The organism is Pseudomonas sp. H1_D04 (assembly GCF_054683855.1).
In genome coordinates this window covers 1,052,343-1,067,379 of the sequence record NZ_CP162826.1, presented here as the reverse complement: position 1 = coordinate 1,067,379, position 15,037 = coordinate 1,052,343, and the positions used below count along the sequence as shown (strand labels likewise).

General features: G+C 57.7%; 11 protein-coding genes. 6 read left to right on the top strand and 5 right to left on the bottom strand.

The features are described from left to right. The first annotated feature begins 38 nt into the window (after window positions 1-38). Genes AB4N82_RS04940 through AB4N82_RS04925 form a run of 4 tightly spaced genes read left to right on the top strand, consistent with a single transcriptional unit; the run spans window position 39 to window position 4,799 of the window. Window positions 39-1,550 (top strand): efflux transporter outer membrane subunit, encoded by a 1,512-nt coding sequence (locus AB4N82_RS04940; RefSeq protein ID WP_122764751.1) that lies wholly within the window; start codon window positions 39-41, stop codon window positions 1,548-1,550. A 10-nt stretch (window positions 1,551-1,560) separates the two neighbouring features. Beyond that, on the top strand, window positions 1,561-3,738 hold the full coding sequence (locus AB4N82_RS04935) for an FUSC family protein (RefSeq protein ID WP_032886340.1): 2,178 nt from the start codon (window positions 1,561-1,563) through the stop codon (window positions 3,736-3,738). Next, on the top strand, window positions 3,728-3,928 hold the full coding sequence (locus AB4N82_RS04930) for a DUF1656 domain-containing protein (RefSeq protein ID WP_032886341.1): 201 nt from the start codon (window positions 3,728-3,730) through the stop codon (window positions 3,926-3,928). Before AB4N82_RS04935 ends, AB4N82_RS04930 begins: the two co-directional genes overlap by 11 nt. A 10-nt stretch (window positions 3,929-3,938) precedes the next feature. Beyond that, a complete protein-coding gene (locus AB4N82_RS04925; protein WP_095183877.1) occupies window positions 3,939-4,799 on the top strand; it encodes an efflux RND transporter periplasmic adaptor subunit in 861 nt (286 codons plus the stop codon). A gap of 100 nt (window positions 4,800-4,899) precedes the next feature. Here AB4N82_RS04925 and AB4N82_RS04920 read toward each other — a convergent pair whose 3' ends face one another. The 5 genes from AB4N82_RS04920 to AB4N82_RS04900 all read right to left on the bottom strand — a co-directional run bounded on the left by AB4N82_RS04920 (window position 4,900) and on the right by AB4N82_RS04900 (window position 8,675). Next, on the bottom strand, window positions 4,900-5,301 hold the full coding sequence (locus AB4N82_RS04920; protein ID WP_099601160.1) for a DUF4440 domain-containing protein: 402 nt from the start codon (window positions 5,299-5,301) through the stop codon (window positions 4,900-4,902). A gap of 13 nt (window positions 5,302-5,314) precedes the next feature. Next, window positions 5,315-5,944: a retron system putative HNH endonuclease gene (locus AB4N82_RS04915; protein WP_122764752.1), complete on the bottom strand. Its 630-nt coding sequence runs from the start codon at window positions 5,942-5,944 to the stop codon at window positions 5,315-5,317. Next, the gene (locus AB4N82_RS04910; RefSeq protein ID WP_122764753.1) at window positions 5,937-7,292 is read right to left on the bottom strand and encodes an AAA family ATPase; all 1,356 of its coding nucleotides are present in this window, start codon (window positions 7,290-7,292) and stop codon (window positions 5,937-5,939) included. Before AB4N82_RS04910 ends, AB4N82_RS04915 begins: the two co-directional genes overlap by 8 nt. Window positions 7,293-7,383: 91 nt before the next feature. After that, complete coding sequence (locus AB4N82_RS04905; RefSeq protein ID WP_122764754.1) at window positions 7,384-8,196, bottom strand: SDR family oxidoreductase; 813 nt, start codon at window positions 8,194-8,196, stop codon at window positions 7,384-7,386. 14 nt (window positions 8,197-8,210) lie between these two features. Then, on the bottom strand, window positions 8,211-8,675 hold the full coding sequence (locus AB4N82_RS04900; RefSeq protein WP_095183880.1) for a multidrug transporter: 465 nt from the start codon (window positions 8,673-8,675) through the stop codon (window positions 8,211-8,213). Between the two features lie 191 nt (window positions 8,676-8,866). Here AB4N82_RS04900 and AB4N82_RS04895 point away from each other — a divergent pair, with 191 nt between their 5' ends. Both AB4N82_RS04895 and AB4N82_RS04890 read left to right on the top strand, forming a co-directional pair. Further along, window positions 8,867-12,796: a Tc toxin subunit A gene (locus AB4N82_RS04895; RefSeq protein WP_122764755.1), complete on the top strand. Its 3,930-nt coding sequence runs from the start codon at window positions 8,867-8,869 to the stop codon at window positions 12,794-12,796. A gap of 33 nt (window positions 12,797-12,829) precedes the next feature. Further along, window positions 12,830-14,962, top strand: a complete 2,133-nt coding sequence (locus tag AB4N82_RS04890) for a neuraminidase-like domain-containing protein (protein WP_460104537.1) — start codon at window positions 12,830-12,832, stop codon at window positions 14,960-14,962. Window positions 14,963-15,037 lie beyond the last annotated feature (75 nt).

Here is a 15,037-nt window from a genome sequence, read left to right as displayed (position 1 = left end):
CACCTTCCCCGCATCACCACCTCAGGAATTCGCTTGCCGTGCCGCGTCGCATCAGCAGAGAGCTGAAGACTCTCAGTGTTTGGGCCTTATCGTTAGCAATCAGCGGCTGCATCGGAACCGGAGGAATCGCCCCCCAAGGCCACGCGTTGAACGCCAATACCCTGGCCACCGACGAAGCGATCCAGAGCGCCGCCCAGGACGCCCATTGGCCCACCGCACAATGGTGGCAAGCCTACGGCGACCCGCAACTCAACCATTGGGTCGAACTCGCCACGCACAGCAGCCCGAGCATGGCCATCGCCGCCGCGCGGGTGCGAGAAGCGCGGGCGATGGCCGGGGTTGCCGAGTCGGCCGAGTCGTTGCAGATCAGCAGCGACACCACCCTCAAGCGCCACAACTGGCCCAAGGATCAGTTCTACGGCCCCGGCGAACTGAGCGGCGCCAACACCTGGGATAACAACTCATCCTTGGGCCTGAGCTACGCCCTCGATCTGTGGGGCCGCGAAAGCAACGCCACCGAGCGTGCCGTCGACCTGGCGCACATGAGCGCTGCCGAGGCGCGCCAGGCCCAGTTGGAATTGCAGAACAACGTGGTGCGCGCCTATATACAGCTGTCGTTGCACTACGCCAACCGCGATATCGTCGCCGCTACGTTGGCCCAGCAGCAGCAGATCCTCGACCTGGCCAACAAACGCCTTGATGCCGGGATCGGCACCCACTTCGATGTAAGCCAGGCCGAAACCCCGCTGCCGGAAACCCACCGCCAACTGGACGCCCTCGACGAAGAAATCGCCCTGAGCCGTAACCAACTGGCGGCCTTGGCGGGTAAAGGCCCGGGGGAGGGCGCGCAGTTGCAACGGCCGAGCCTGTCCCTTGCCGCGCCACTGAAACTGCCGTCCACCCTGCCTGCGCAGTTGCTCGGCCAGCGCCCGGATGTGGTCGCCAGCCGTTGGCAAGTGGCGGCCCAGGCCCGTGGCATCGATGTGGCTCACGCGGGTTTTTATCCCAACGTGGATCTGGTCGGCAGCCTCGGCTACATGGCCACCGGCGGCGGCATGCTGGAGTTTCTGGCGGGCAAGAAATTCAACTACAACGTCGGTCCGGCGATCACCTTGCCGATCTTCGACGGCGGCCGCTTGCGTGCCGAGTTGGGTGAAGCCAGCGCTGGTTACGACAGCGCCGTTGCTCGTTACAACCAGACCCTGATCAATGCGCTCAAGGGCATCAGCGACCAGTTGATCCGCCGAGAATCCATGGACAAGCAACAAGGCTTCGCCGCGCAATCGGTGGCCTCGGCGCAGAAAACCTATGACATCGCGATGATCGCCTACCAGCGCGGCCTCACCGATTACCTCAATGTGCTCAACGCCCAGACCCTGTTGTTTCGCCAGCAACAGATCGAGCAGCAGGTCCAGGCCGCGCGTTTGAGCGCACACGCCGAACTGGTAACCGCCCTGGGCGGTGGCCTCGAAGCAGGCAAGGACGCACCGCAGAACGCCAAGACCCTCCCGAGCAAAACCCCGGCGGCCCTCGCCGTATTCGATCACTGAGTAGGTTGTAATGACTCCCTTGCCTGCACCGCTGCGCTGGCTGCATTCCCTTGAGTGGCGCCGTGGTTTTTTCGACTGGGCACGCAGCGACGGCGTGACCTGGGTGTACATCTTCAAGGTGTTGATCGCCGCGTTCCTCACTCTGTGGCTGGCCATGCGCCTGGAGTTGCCGCAACCGCGCACCGCGATGATCACCGTGTTTATCGTGATGCAGCCGCAGAGCGGCCAGGTGTTCGCCAAGAGCTTTTACCGCTTCCTCGGCACCCTGACGGGCTCGGCGGTGATGGTGTTGTTGATCGCCTTGTTTGCGCAAAACACCGAACTGTTTCTGGGCGCCTTGGCGATCTGGGTCGGCATCTGCACCGCCGGTGCGACGCGCAACCGTAACTTCCGCGCCTATGGGTTTGTGCTGGCCGGTTATACGGCGGCGATGGTTGGCCTACCGGCGCTGGCCCATCCGGATGGCGCCTTTATGGCGGCCGTTTGGCGAGTACTGGAAATCTCCCTGGGAATTATCTGCTCCACGCTGGTGAGCGCTGCGATTCTGCCGCAGACCTCCAGCGCCGCCATGCGCAATGCCTTGTATCAGCGCTTCGGGGTGTTCGCGCAGTTCGTCACCGATGGCTTGCGCGGGCGCAGCCAGCGTGAAGGCTTCGAGGCCAGCAACGTGCGCTTCATCGCCGAAGCCGTGGGCCTGGAAGGGCTGCGCAGCGTTACCGTGTTCGAAGACCCGCATATGCGCCGGCGCAATGGCCGGCTTAGTCGCCTCAACAGCGAATTCATGAGCATCACCACGCGCTTCAATGCCTTGCACCAGTTGCTCGAACGGCTGCGCACGGATGCTGCGGATCACGTGGCGGCGGCGATCAAGCCCGGCCTGCAGGACCTTGCCGAAGTGCTCGATGGGTTCTCCGGTCGCGCATTAACCAGCCCCGATGCGGCACGCCTCGTCAACCAACTGTCGGCCTACAAAGACGGCCTGCCGGCCAAGGTACGCAGCCTGCGCACGGCCTTCCAGGAAGGTGAGCCCACTGAGGCCGAGCAACTGGATTTCCATACCGCCTACGAGTTGCTTTACCGCTTCGTCGACGACCTGCACAACTACGCGCAAACCCATGCCTCACTGGCCGACCACAGCCATGCGCGGGAAGACTGGGACGAAGCCTACACGCCGAAAACCAATTGGCTGGCCTGCGCCGCTTCGGGGATTCGTGCGTCGTTTATCCTGATCGTACTCGGCAGTTATTGGGTGGCGACCGCCTGGCCCAGCGGCGCCACCATGACCCTGATTGCCGCCGCCACCGTCGGCCTGTCAGCCGCCACGCCCAACCCGAAACGCATGGCGTTCCAGATGGCCTGCGGCACCTTGATCGGCGCGTTGGTGGGCTTTGTCGAAATGTTCTTCGTGTTCCCGTGGATCGACGGCTTCCCGCTGCTGTGCGTGATGCTCGCGCCGGTGATCATCCTCGGTGCTTTCCTCGCCTCACGCCCGCAGTACGCAGGCGTTGGCGTGGGCCTGCTGATTTTCTTCAGCACGGGCTCGGTGCCGGACAATCTCACGGTTTACAACCCCTATACCTTCATCAACGACTACATCGCCATGATCATCGGCATGCTGGTGTGTGCGGCCGCCGGCGCGATCATCCTGCCGCCCAACAGCCGCTGGCTGTGGCGCCGCCTGGAGCAGGATCTGCGCGAGCAGGTGGTGTACGCGATCAGCGGCAAGCTCAAGGGGTTGGCGTCGAGTTTTGAAAGCCGCACCCGTGACCTGTTGCACCAAGCCTATGGCCTCGCCGTCGGTCAGCCGCAGGTACAACGTGATTTGCTGCGCTGGATGTTTGTTGTGCTGGAAGTCGGTCACGCGATCATCGAGTTGCGCAAGGAACAAGCGATCCTGCCAGTGCACCCGGCGTATGCCGAGTCCCAGCCGTGGCGCCAGGCGATCCGCGTGATGGGCCGCTCGCTGGTGCGACTGTTCCTGCAACCCAGCGCGAGCAATCTGGAGCGCGGCCTGATCGCCGTCGACCACGCGATCAGCCGCGTGCAGGCCACCGACGAACCCTTCGCCCCACACTTCGACACCTCGGCGCTGCGCCGGGTGAAGAGCTACCTGCACTTTATCCGCACCTCGTTGCTCGACCCGCAATCGCCGCTGGCGGCCCTTAAAGGATCCCCCCATGCCCCGTGAAATCGCGTTCCACGGCCTCTACATGCCGACGATGACCTTGATGTTCCTGATCGCTGCAGGCCTGGCGTGGGCGCTGGACCGCTTCTTGGCCGGCTTCGACCTGTACCGTTTTTTCTGGCACCCGGCGTTGCTGCGCCTGAGCCTGTTCGTTTGCCTGTTCGGCGCCCTGGCGCTGACCGTCTACCGTTGAGAATGCCCCGATGAAAAAGTTTTTCAGCCTGCTTGCGACCCTGCTGGTATTGGCTTTGGCGATCTGGATTGGCCGCACGTTGTGGGTGCACTACATGGAAACCCCATGGACCCGCGACGGCCGGGTACGCGCCGACATCATCAACGTCGCAGCGGACGTTACCGGCGAAGTGATCGACGTGCCCGTGCGCGATAACCAATTGGTCAAAAAGGGCGACCTGCTGATGCAGATCGACCCCGAGCACTACCGCATTGCGGTCAAGCAAGCGCAATCGTTGGTGGCCTCGCGCAAAGCCACCTGGGAGATGCGCAAGGTCAACGCCCACCGCCGCGCCGACCTCGACGCCTTGGTGATCTCCAAGGAAAACCGCGATGACGCCAGCAACATCGCCGACTCGGCCCTGGCGGATTACCAGCACGCGCTGGCACAACTCGAAGCGGCCGAACTCAACTTGAAACGCACCCAGGTCGTGGCGGCGGTGGATGGCTACGTCACTAACCTCAACGTGCATCGTGGCGACTACGCGCGCATCGGTGAAGCCAAGCTGGCCGTGGTGGATATGAACTCGTTCTGGGTCTATGGCTTCTTCGAAGAAACCAAGCTGCCCCATGTGAACGTCGGTGACAAAGCCGATATGCAGTTGATGAGCGGCGAGACGTTGAAGGGCCACGTAGAAAGCATCTCCCGAGGCATCTACGACCGTGACAACCCTGAGAGCCGCGAGCTGATCGCCGATGTGAACCCGACCTTCAACTGGGTGCGCCTGGCCCAGCGCGTGCCGGTGCGAATTCACATTGATGAAGTGCCGGAAGGCGTTTTGTTGGCGGCGGGCATCACCTGCACCGTGATCGTTAACCAAACGCCGAACTGAAATGTGGGAGGGGCTTGCTCCCGATAACGGTGGGTCAGCTACGTATAAGCTGACTGATGCACCGCAATCGGGAGCAAGCCCCCTCCCACATTTGACCAAGTCAGGCCTTGATAAATGTTTCATGCAAATGCCGCCACAACAGCGCGCCACTCGCCTGCTTCTCAAACACCACGGTCGCGCGGCGATCGGTCCTAGTGCCGCTGTCATCCACCTGAAGCTCCCGATAAGTCACCGTGGCCCCGCGCGCATGTCGGTCAATCCCGGTCATTTCACTCAAGGTGATTTTCAATCCCGGGCGCATTCCGCCCAGGCGAGTGAACAGCGCGTTGACCCCGGCGGCATTGACGCGTGTGCCGGTGGCGGGGGCGATCATGCTGAACTCTGGCGAGAAGCGCGCAAGCAGGTTTTGCAGGGTGCCTTCTGGCGCAACCCCGGCAAACCATTGCTCGATCTCGACGTGGGTCTGGATCACTTCTTCAAAAAAATCGCTGTAATCGATCATTGAGTACTCGTTATCAGGCGCCGAGCTGACGAATCACGTTCACCAGAACGGGGGAGAAGGGTTTTAGACGGTTGTTGGTGTCGGGCTGTTCCAGTTCCTCCTTGAGCAGCGTCAGCAAGTCGAAGTCGGCCACCTCAAGATCATCGCCCTCCATCCCGCTGTCGTAGAGCAGTGCATCCAGGATCGACTTTCTGGCGCCGAACAAAGCGCGGTTGTTTTCGCGACAGTCGCCAAGGTTCAGCACTTGGATGGAGGTCACGGCCCTGGGGCTCAGGCCTTCTACACGGCCAGAAAGATAAAATTTCAGCTCGGTTTCGCACTCATCCATCAGGGATGTTAGTGGCAAAACCTTATGGGCGTGGGCTCTGCCGCACTGTTTGCTGCGGTTGCAACTGGCGACGATGTTGGAAAAATCCAGCGAGCGGTGGGGGGCGGACTCTCTGGCTTCAACGTGTTCGTTGTGGGCGCTGTCTGATGTGATTTCGTGGCAGCAATATGCGCACAAGCCATGTTGTTCTTCCACGCAGGCTTGGCGGATGCGAGTTCTTTCTTCAGCACTTAAATCTAAGTAACTGCCCATCGGGTGCTTGCGCTTCCATTGTGTCAAGGCTGCCGGTTCGTCTCCTTTGGTGATCTTACGCACTGCGCAGCTCCAACTTGCGAATCAGCAGGGCGGCTTTGGCAAGTTCGATATGACCAGGTTCAAGCTCGGCAGACAGCTCGTTGAAAAGTGTCTTGGCTTGTTTCAGTTTTTTGTCTTGCAGCAGTTCCAGTAAGCGATCAAGGCGTGCCTGAACTTCGCTATTGCGCACATCGGTGTCCATGACACTGAGCAGTACTTGATTGGCGTCGAGACCGTAGAGGCCGTTGCGTTCTTCCAATTCGCCGTCGTCAAGGACGTAGCACAGGACGTCCTTGGTATCGCTGATCACCAGAGGGGAGTGGGTGGTCAGGATGAATTGGCAGTTGGGGAAGGTTTCGGTGAGTTGGTGAATAAGGCGGCGCTGCCATTGAGGATGAAGATGGAGGTCTACTTCGTCGATTAGGACGATGCCGGCGCCTTCAAGTGGATTGCTCAATGACGGGTTCATGATTGCCAAGCGGCGAGCAATGTCGCCGACAAGTGCCATCAGTGATTTCTCCCCTTGAGAAAGCTGAGAAACATTGAGTGTATTGCCTAACTTGTCGATGGCCATATGCAATCTAGGCTTGCGTTGGACTCGAAGGTTTTTAAAGTGAGGCATGAACTTGTATACGGCGGATCGCACAGCATTTAGCTGAGGGTCGCGTGACGCTAGGTGCAGATTTTTCAGTTCAGATACAAGTTTTTCATCCGAGCTAGAGATTTTTTTTAACTGTTCCATTACGGCTGAGGATATTCCTTGCTCGTTCTCAGTATCTTCCCTGTCACGGAACCATTCAAAAAAACGTCCGAAATCTACGCCACCATTTAGAGCGTTTTCGTACCCATCAAATTGATCGAATGGTTTTTCGGATTTTCGGGTTGTTAGTGGAACGTCAAGGACAGATCTTTCGACAGGGTAGAAGGCCACAAGCGGAAGTGAGCTGTTGTCGTCAATCAACCCGATATGAAAACGATAGAATTCAGCCAGCTCAGTTAGTTTGGCCAGAGAACTATTCACCTTTGCTTTATGCCCTCGCAAGGTGCGAGCGAGTGTCCACGAGTAAGTCGCGGAAGCTGATGTTGACTGGTGAGGTACGCCGCCGACTTCAGCATCAATTGAGGCAAATCGTTCACCATTTTTGACCACATCCTCTTGGATAGGACTGCCACCGCCATTATCGGTACGAATGCGTCCTACCAGCCAACTTAACGACGTCGCTATCGACTTCAAAATAGTCGTCTTGCCCGCTCCATTGTTCCCCACAAACACCGTCACCTTCGATGGATGCTTTTCGGTAGGCGCAAAGGCGACTTCCAAGTCGGTAAAACGGCCGACGTTATTCAGTCGAATTTTTCTGATTTCCATCGCATTACCCTTGTGGGGCCAGTCAGTGTCTAGAGGGAGGCGGCGATTATGGCACTCATCCCGGGTTTTGGCAGGTGGGCTTCCCGCTCGCTTACAGCACGCGGCGCAAGCCGAAGCGCTTTTTCAATACGGTCTCAAGCAACCCCTTGGGCAACAACGCCGCCATCAACGGCAACGCCCGGCTGCCGTTGCCCGAGCGCAACAGGCGCGGAGGCTGTGGTTGTTGCACCGCCTTGAGCACATCCGCCGCAAACACCCTGGCCGGGGTGGGCTTGTCCTGAGAGGCCTGGCTGCGTGCACGGATACCTTCGCGCAACGGCCACCACGGCGATTTTTCGTTGATCAACAGCTCGGCCTGGGCGCCGGCGTTTTTTGCAAAGCTTGTATCGATGGCGCCGGGTTGCACTTCCATCACTCGGATGCCAAAGGGTGCCAGCTCCATGCGCAAAGCATCGCTCAAGGCATGCACTGCTGCCTTGGAGGCGCAGTAGGCGCCGGCAAACGGGGTGACCAATACGCCGGAAACGCTGCCGATATTTACCACCAGGCCTTTGCTGCGACGCAGTGCGGGAAAGAACGCCTGGGTCACGCCGACGATGGAAAACACATTGGTCTCGAATTGCCGCTGCATCGCTTCTGTGCCGCCATCGAGCAGCGGGCCCATGGCGCCGTAGCCGGCATTGTTGATCAACACGTCCAACTCCCCCCACTGCTCGGCCAGGTGTTGCAGGGCGGCGCTGTCGTTAACGTCCAGTTGCAGGGCGTTGAAACCGGCGGCACTAAGGGTGTCGACGTCGTCCTGGCGGCGGGCGCTGGCCCATACGTCGAAGCCAGCAGCCTTGAAGGTATCGGCCAGGGCGCGACCGATGCCGCTGGAACATCCGGTGATGAGTACGTTGGGCATGGATCAGTCCTTTGTCAGTCCGAGAAGCTGCCTTGCAGGTGCTCGGCACGAAATTCCAGGGTTTGCGGGCGGTAACCGGGGCGCAGCGGTGGGGTGGGAAGACAATCGTCCCACGTCGCGCCGGCCTGCAATTCGCCGGGGCCTCGATAGCGCGGGGCAGCATAGACGTTATCGGCCAGGTTGACCGTGTCGCCCGGCGCATAGGCGGCGACGCGCCAGCGCAGTTCGGTCAGCGGCACGTCGTTGCCGTTGTTCAGGGTCAGTTTCAGCGGGCGGTCGGCGGGGCAGTCCTGCGGGGCGTAGGTGATGCGCAGTTCAAGGCGGGCCAGTTGCGAAGCTTCGCGGCTGTCCAGCCACACCACCCAGACGGCCACGAGACCCAGGCCTGCTAAGGCAGCAAGGGAAACCGGAAGGGCCTTGGCCGGGTAGCGCAGCAGCAGGATCAGCCAGGTGATGATCAGTAAAACGCCGAAGAACATGGAGGCAACCTCACGAGGGGAACAACCATCCTACTCAAGCAAGCCCTGGGTTGACCATCTTCGGTTCGGTTCTGCGGAGGTTGACCGTTGGTCGAGCAACGCAGGGTGCCTGTTAGATTTCACAGGTTCGCGATCCTGGGGGGCGCGTTAGTGTTGTCCACAGACCCCCCCCCGGCTTGGTGGTGATATGCATGGAACGCCAAAATGAAAAATTGCTGCTCAACCTCGTCAGCGCAGCAAACGCGAAGAATAAAAAAGCGCGGGGTACAGTCAATTTCATCACCGCGATGCGGCAGTTGGGTATCGAGTCGGTATTCGACATCATTGGCCAGTCCAAGCCCCAGTTCATGGAGCGCCTGGGCGAGATCTGCGACGCCGACGGTGCGCTGGCTTACGACAATGCCATGTGTTACGCCGTGCAGATTGGTCGCTTGTATCGCGAACATCGGTTGTCCAGCGGAAAAGACCAGCATCTGACTCAGCGCACGGGCATTCGGGCGCTAACCGACATAGGTCCAAGTTATCCGAACCTGTTCAAGGAAAACTGGGATGAGTTCTGCAGTGTGGGCGCCCTTGCTGCGATTGACTCACCGGTAGCCTACTTGCGCGAGTTGTATCACTTTGCCACGCGTACGTTGGAAACGTCAGGGGCCGGCACACACGCCAAGATCAAGCTGGCGACGCGTCGTCCGGATATCGCCACGTTGCTCATCGACCAGCAAAGCACCTTTACTTCCAGACCGATGCTGGAGCAGGTCAATGAGGTGCTCAAAGATGATATTTCGAGGTATGTGCAGAGTATTCCGGGGGGAGCACCAATATACGAACTGCTCGCCAATCGACGTCATCCGTTTATCTTCCCCTACAGCTTTCCTCACCACCAATGTCGGTTGGGGTTAGCTGCGAGCAAGTTGCAGTTGGGGGAGTTGAACTACCGGATCAGTTATGCGCTACCGCCGACTCAACCTCACGGCAATCTGTATGGCGCGGTGCAGACCACGGCTCATGAGGCGCAGTTGCTGTTGTCCGGATTGAGTCCGCAGCAGCAGCAATTATTGATTGAGCCGTCGTTGTTTACGACGTTTTATTTGTCGAAGGCCAATCTAGATTCGAATATGCTCTGGACCGCCCCGGGTACCTCTCACCTAGTGCCGCATAAGCCAACTGTCGCAGGGTTTCTGTTGCGCCTCGGGCAGCCTGCTGTTGTGAGTGCCACCCCGCCTGCCGACGTCTTGAGCTCGGACTATCGGACACCCAATACGGTTAAGCTCAATTTTGTGAACGCGAGCGCGGGGACAGAGCTTCAAAGCACGTTCACATTCGCTTTGCGTGCGACCAGTAACACCAATCTCTACCGGCTCAATTATCTGCACCCTGCCGATTCAGAAACGCGCTGCCCAAGCATCCGGTTGGAATCTGACATACCGTTTCCGCTCAATCCCGGGTACAGCGCTACATTCACAATTACCCCCACTACTGGCACCTCGTCGGCCCCCAACGGTCTGGCGGCCTATAGCGTGACAATGGTGCTGGATGAATGGGTGAACTGGTCGACTGAACAGCAGATGTTCTGGCGAAGCAGCTATGGCTTGGAGACTGCCGCCAGTGCAGGTAGTGAGGAGGTGACTGAACTCAAGCGCTTCATGCAGCAAACCGAGTTGAATGCTGAGCAGGTTGAGGCATTGTTATCCCAGCGTACCCATTTTCCACGCCTATCCCCTAATTGCCCCAGTACCAACCCGCAACGCGTTGGTGGTGTTGAACGTATGGCCTATCCACACCCTTCGCACTACGGCGCCTGTTATGTGAATGGCCATGGTTCCGATCGCTATGACAGCGTCGTGCCCGCCACCGCCGCGTCTATTCGCCGTGATCAATTCGACAACTCAATGGGCCTGAGGGAGCAGCGCTACGGCGAGAGTGTGTCCTGGTACCTGACCAAGACGTCGCCCCAGCGCTTCGACCGCTTGCAGCGCATGATCCGCTTGCAGCGTTGGCTCGATATTCCCTTCGCGCACCTGGATACGCTGATCATCAGTGCGATTCGTAGCGAGGGTGAGTTCAACCTGGGCATGGACCTCAATCTCAACACCTTGCGTACCCTTGGGGTCTACCGCTATCTCAGTGAGCGTTACCGGGTCACGCCCGAAGAGTTCGCGGCTTTTATGCACCACCTCACCCCCTATGCCACGGGTGATGCGGTGTCGTTGTTTGACCAACGGTTCAACTCGGTGGCGCTGTTTGACAGCCCACTGGTGTTGGACCAGAAGCCCTTCAACGCCGAGGGCTCCGAGGCGGCGTCGAAAAAAACTATTGCACAGTTGTGTGCTGGTCTTGGCCTCCAACCTACGGAGTCGTCGCTTTTTCGACTGTGTGCACAAACAGAGCTTTTCGTCGGCCCTTTGCGACGTGACCTGGAAACGGTCTCGTCGTTGTACCGTCAAGCCCGCATACCGAAATTGTTTGGGCTTTCTCAAGAGGAGGGTTGGGGGCTATCTGACTTGTTGGGTGGCGTGGACTTTCGTCGAGCTGTGTGCACTGGGCGGTTGGCGCCACCAGCACGATTGCAGCCCTACAAACCTTTGCTGATTTCGGCGTCTGATAGCGCCAATGGTTTGAGCATTCGCTTGGCTTTGGTGCTCAACAGCGAAGATTCTGGAGATTATTTAAAGTTATTACCAGGCTCAGAGCTGTGGGTCGATGAAGGGGCGGATTTCGAGAACAGTGGTATTTCTCGCGTATTCACCTTGCTCCGCTTACCGGCGGCCCCCGATGTGCGCGAGTTTTTTAGAGAACCAGCAGGAACAGGTGTGCTGACCCTGCTTCCTTTGAGAGCCGGGCAGTCTGTTTCGTTGGCTGACAAACGCATCTCGCGGGCGGGCTGGGAAGCGCTCACCCAGCAGCCAGAACGTATCAGCTTTATGCGGGTGAAATGCGGCAGTCTCCCCAACCGTGACCTGATCATTACGGGTATTGCCTGGGGTGATTCCTCGAGGCAACCGCCAGACATCCTCGATGTGCTGATGCAAATGGACTGGGCGGTGACCTGGCTTAAGGACAGCAAGCAAAGTGTCACTCAGGTACGTCAGCTTCTGGGCCTCGATCCAAGTGATTATCTACCGCTGGAAGGGTTGAAGGAGCGCCTGTCCAAGCTGGCCAGCGACACGCGCGAAGTGCTCATCACTGATCAGATGATCCAGGCGCTGAACCTGCCCACCCATGAAAAAACGTCCAAGTCTCGCGCCCCGGGCGACGTTATTAACTGGCCTACGGTTTTGCTACCGCTGTTGGATGAGCAGGGTTTGGTCAAAGCCTTGCCGCTTGATGTCGTCGATACCACACAGGCGCAGTTGCAAGTTGCGCTGGCGGAGGCACTCAAGTCCCTGGCCCTGGATAAAGAGGTCAGGGCCGCTAGCCTGGAAAAACTTGGAGCGCTGCTACTGAACGGCCGTGACAGGCAATTACGATTGATAGAAGGCCTTGTTCAGGAACTCAGCAGCTTGCCGATGGATCGCACCCAGGCAGTGGCGCATTGGGCAGGGAGCACTGTGTACCAATTGCTGTCACTGGTGCTATCCGATGCGACGCCCAGATTGATCGAGCACCTCAAGGCGCTGCTTCGCCATGCGCGAGCGGCCCTGCATTTAGGGCTTAGTACCCGCGCGCTGCGCCTGTTTCTTGTACGGCCTGAATGGCTGGGGGGCACCGGTGGGTCCGACTTGTCATGGTCCAGTTTCTTTTTGCTGGGATGTTACAGCCAGTGGTTCAAGAGCCAGCGCCAGCCCGAAGATGCGTTGCTTGGCTATTTCATCAGTGTCAACCCGACAAAGGCGCGACTGAAGACCCAAACGCTACGCGCTGAAGTCAACGATGAAAGCGCCCAAGTATTGGCCAACCTGCTGGGTTGGAACACGGCAGATATTCGTCGGCTATTTCAGGAGCTGCCCTCCGGTCGCGCCACGTCCATGGCTGAGGTGGATTGGGTGCGGCGGTGCCAGGCGGCCTGCGCGACCAGTGGGTTGGCCGCCACGGATCTGTTGGCCGCTACCGCCCTACACGCCGACAGTGCCCTGACGGCGTGGCAGGCGGTCGGTGAAGCGGCAGTGGCGGCCCGTCGTTAACACTCAGCGTCATCCATTGCGCGAGGCGTTTTTATGTCCAAGTCCATCGACAGCCAGCTCAACGAAACCCTGCGCGACGCGTTGGTGGCTTATTACCTTAATGAGGTTGTGCCCAATACGGCGGAATTTGTTGACGCTGGGTTGGCCGACAAGATCAAGACAGCCAATGATCTTTACGAGTTCAAGTTACTGGACGTGCAGGTCAGCCAAGACGTGCCTACCAGCCCGGTGGCGTCGGCTATTGCCAGCCTGCAGCAGTACATCAACGGTGCGTTGATGGGCATGGAGCCGGGTTATGAATCCAAGGTCATGGAAGACCACCTGATTATCCAGTGGCGCGATATCTTCAGCCAGTTTTCGATCTGGGCCGCCAATCAGCTATTGCAATATTACCCCGAGGCCTACATTGACCCTTCGTTGCGGCTGAGCAAATCGATGTACTTCCAGCAACTGGAAAACGACCTCAATCAGAACAAAATCCATATCGATACAACCCAGAAAGCCGTACTGGACTATCTGGCCAGCTTCGAGGAAGTGGCCAACCTGACGATCATCAACGGCTATATCAACACCGACGATTTCAAGAACGGCATGTATTACTTCGTCGGTAAATCTAGAGTCGAAGGTGCGTACTACTGGCGTTCGGTGGATATGTCTCAGCGTACCTACAAGGACCTCACCGGGACCAATCCAAATCGGCCCAAGTTCGATTATCCGCAACCGGGCGCGTGGTCGGACTGGCACAAAGCTGCGCTGCCGATCTCGGCGAGTGCCATTGAACGTACGATTCGACCGGTTCTGTTCAATAACCGATTGTTTGTGTTCTGGGTGGAATATGTGGACAGCAGCCCGGACGCGGTAAGCATCGAGCATAACAAACCGCCGGAGCCGGGGGCACCAGTCACGACCGTGAGGGCCAATCCGATGTTGCGGTTGAACATGGTCTACAAAAAATACGATGACAGTTGGAGTATGCCGCAGACGGTGATTCAGGCGTGGAGTGAGGCGTCGGAATTCAAGACTCAGAACGTGCAGACCCTGGTTGAAAACATTGTTGTAGTGGACAGTTCGGCTTCACCCGAGTCGATGTTTGTGGCGATGTATGCAGGGTACCGTGCGGGTAACGCCACGGACGGTGTTCAAGATCAATATGCGTTTTTAAAGACGGCATGGATTGATAAGAGCTTTAATGTGACGCCGCTATTTCCCAGTCTGGGTTATGTATCCGGTAGCAGTGTTGGGGAAGTAGGTGCTAAAAAATTTAATGTTCTAAGAGTTGCCAGGGCATATGCGAGAGATAATGTGGGCAGGTTTCAATTTAAAATGCCTGCCCTGAAAATTGATATTAAGAGTATTCATACAGTTTCCTATAATCCAGGTACAACTTTTTGGGATTATTTAGGCTGGCAAACAAGAATAGAAGTTTTAACAGCGTATGATGTTAAATATAATTCGGAGAGTGCCAGTCTTGAGTTTTCTACTAGGATTTCTGCTGTATTTCCTGCCATTGATCCGCGAGTGGTGATTAGTTTATCTAATGGCGGTGGTATCCATAGTAGGGTTACATTGGTGTTTTCCGAAGTCCCCAGCGTGACAGGCGGGTATTTAACGCTTTTGCCAGGGTCGCAAATTGAAGTTGTTCGGGATGTATTTGGTGGGAAGTCTGGGCAGTATGTGTTTTATCTAGTGCAGCAAGACTCTCGGCATGTTTCTTATGTTCAGGATAATTCAAATTCGCATTACTGCTCGCTGCCTGCTCAAACGGGCGGGGCTGTCACCTCTCTGGCAGGAAAGGTTGTCAGGCGTGAAGCAATTTTTTTGCTCAAGCATTCTCCAACTGATATTCGAGAAGTAAAAGGGTTCCTTCCCGGTGAAAGTGGTGGGCATGTTTGGAGTGTCTCGTGGGTATTCGCAAATGTGGAACCGTATTCGTATAAAAGTACCGTGCGGCGGCCTACTAATTTGGCTCAGCCAGCAGCGTTAAATCCTGGGGATTCATATCTTTTCATGTCAGGTGGTCTTCCGGTTCGGATTCCACCAGATAGTTATAAAACGATAGTGCCTATTAGCTCTGAAACGTTGTTGCCGGATTGGGGGGGAGTTGGCCTGTCGGCACGAAAAAAATCCCGTTCATTCATGGTGTGTCGACATATCAGGGGGCATTGAGCATGGGCGGGGCTCTTAAGCTCACCGAGGTAGAGTTGGAGTTTGTACCGCTTGTCTCTACGCTGTTAATTGCTC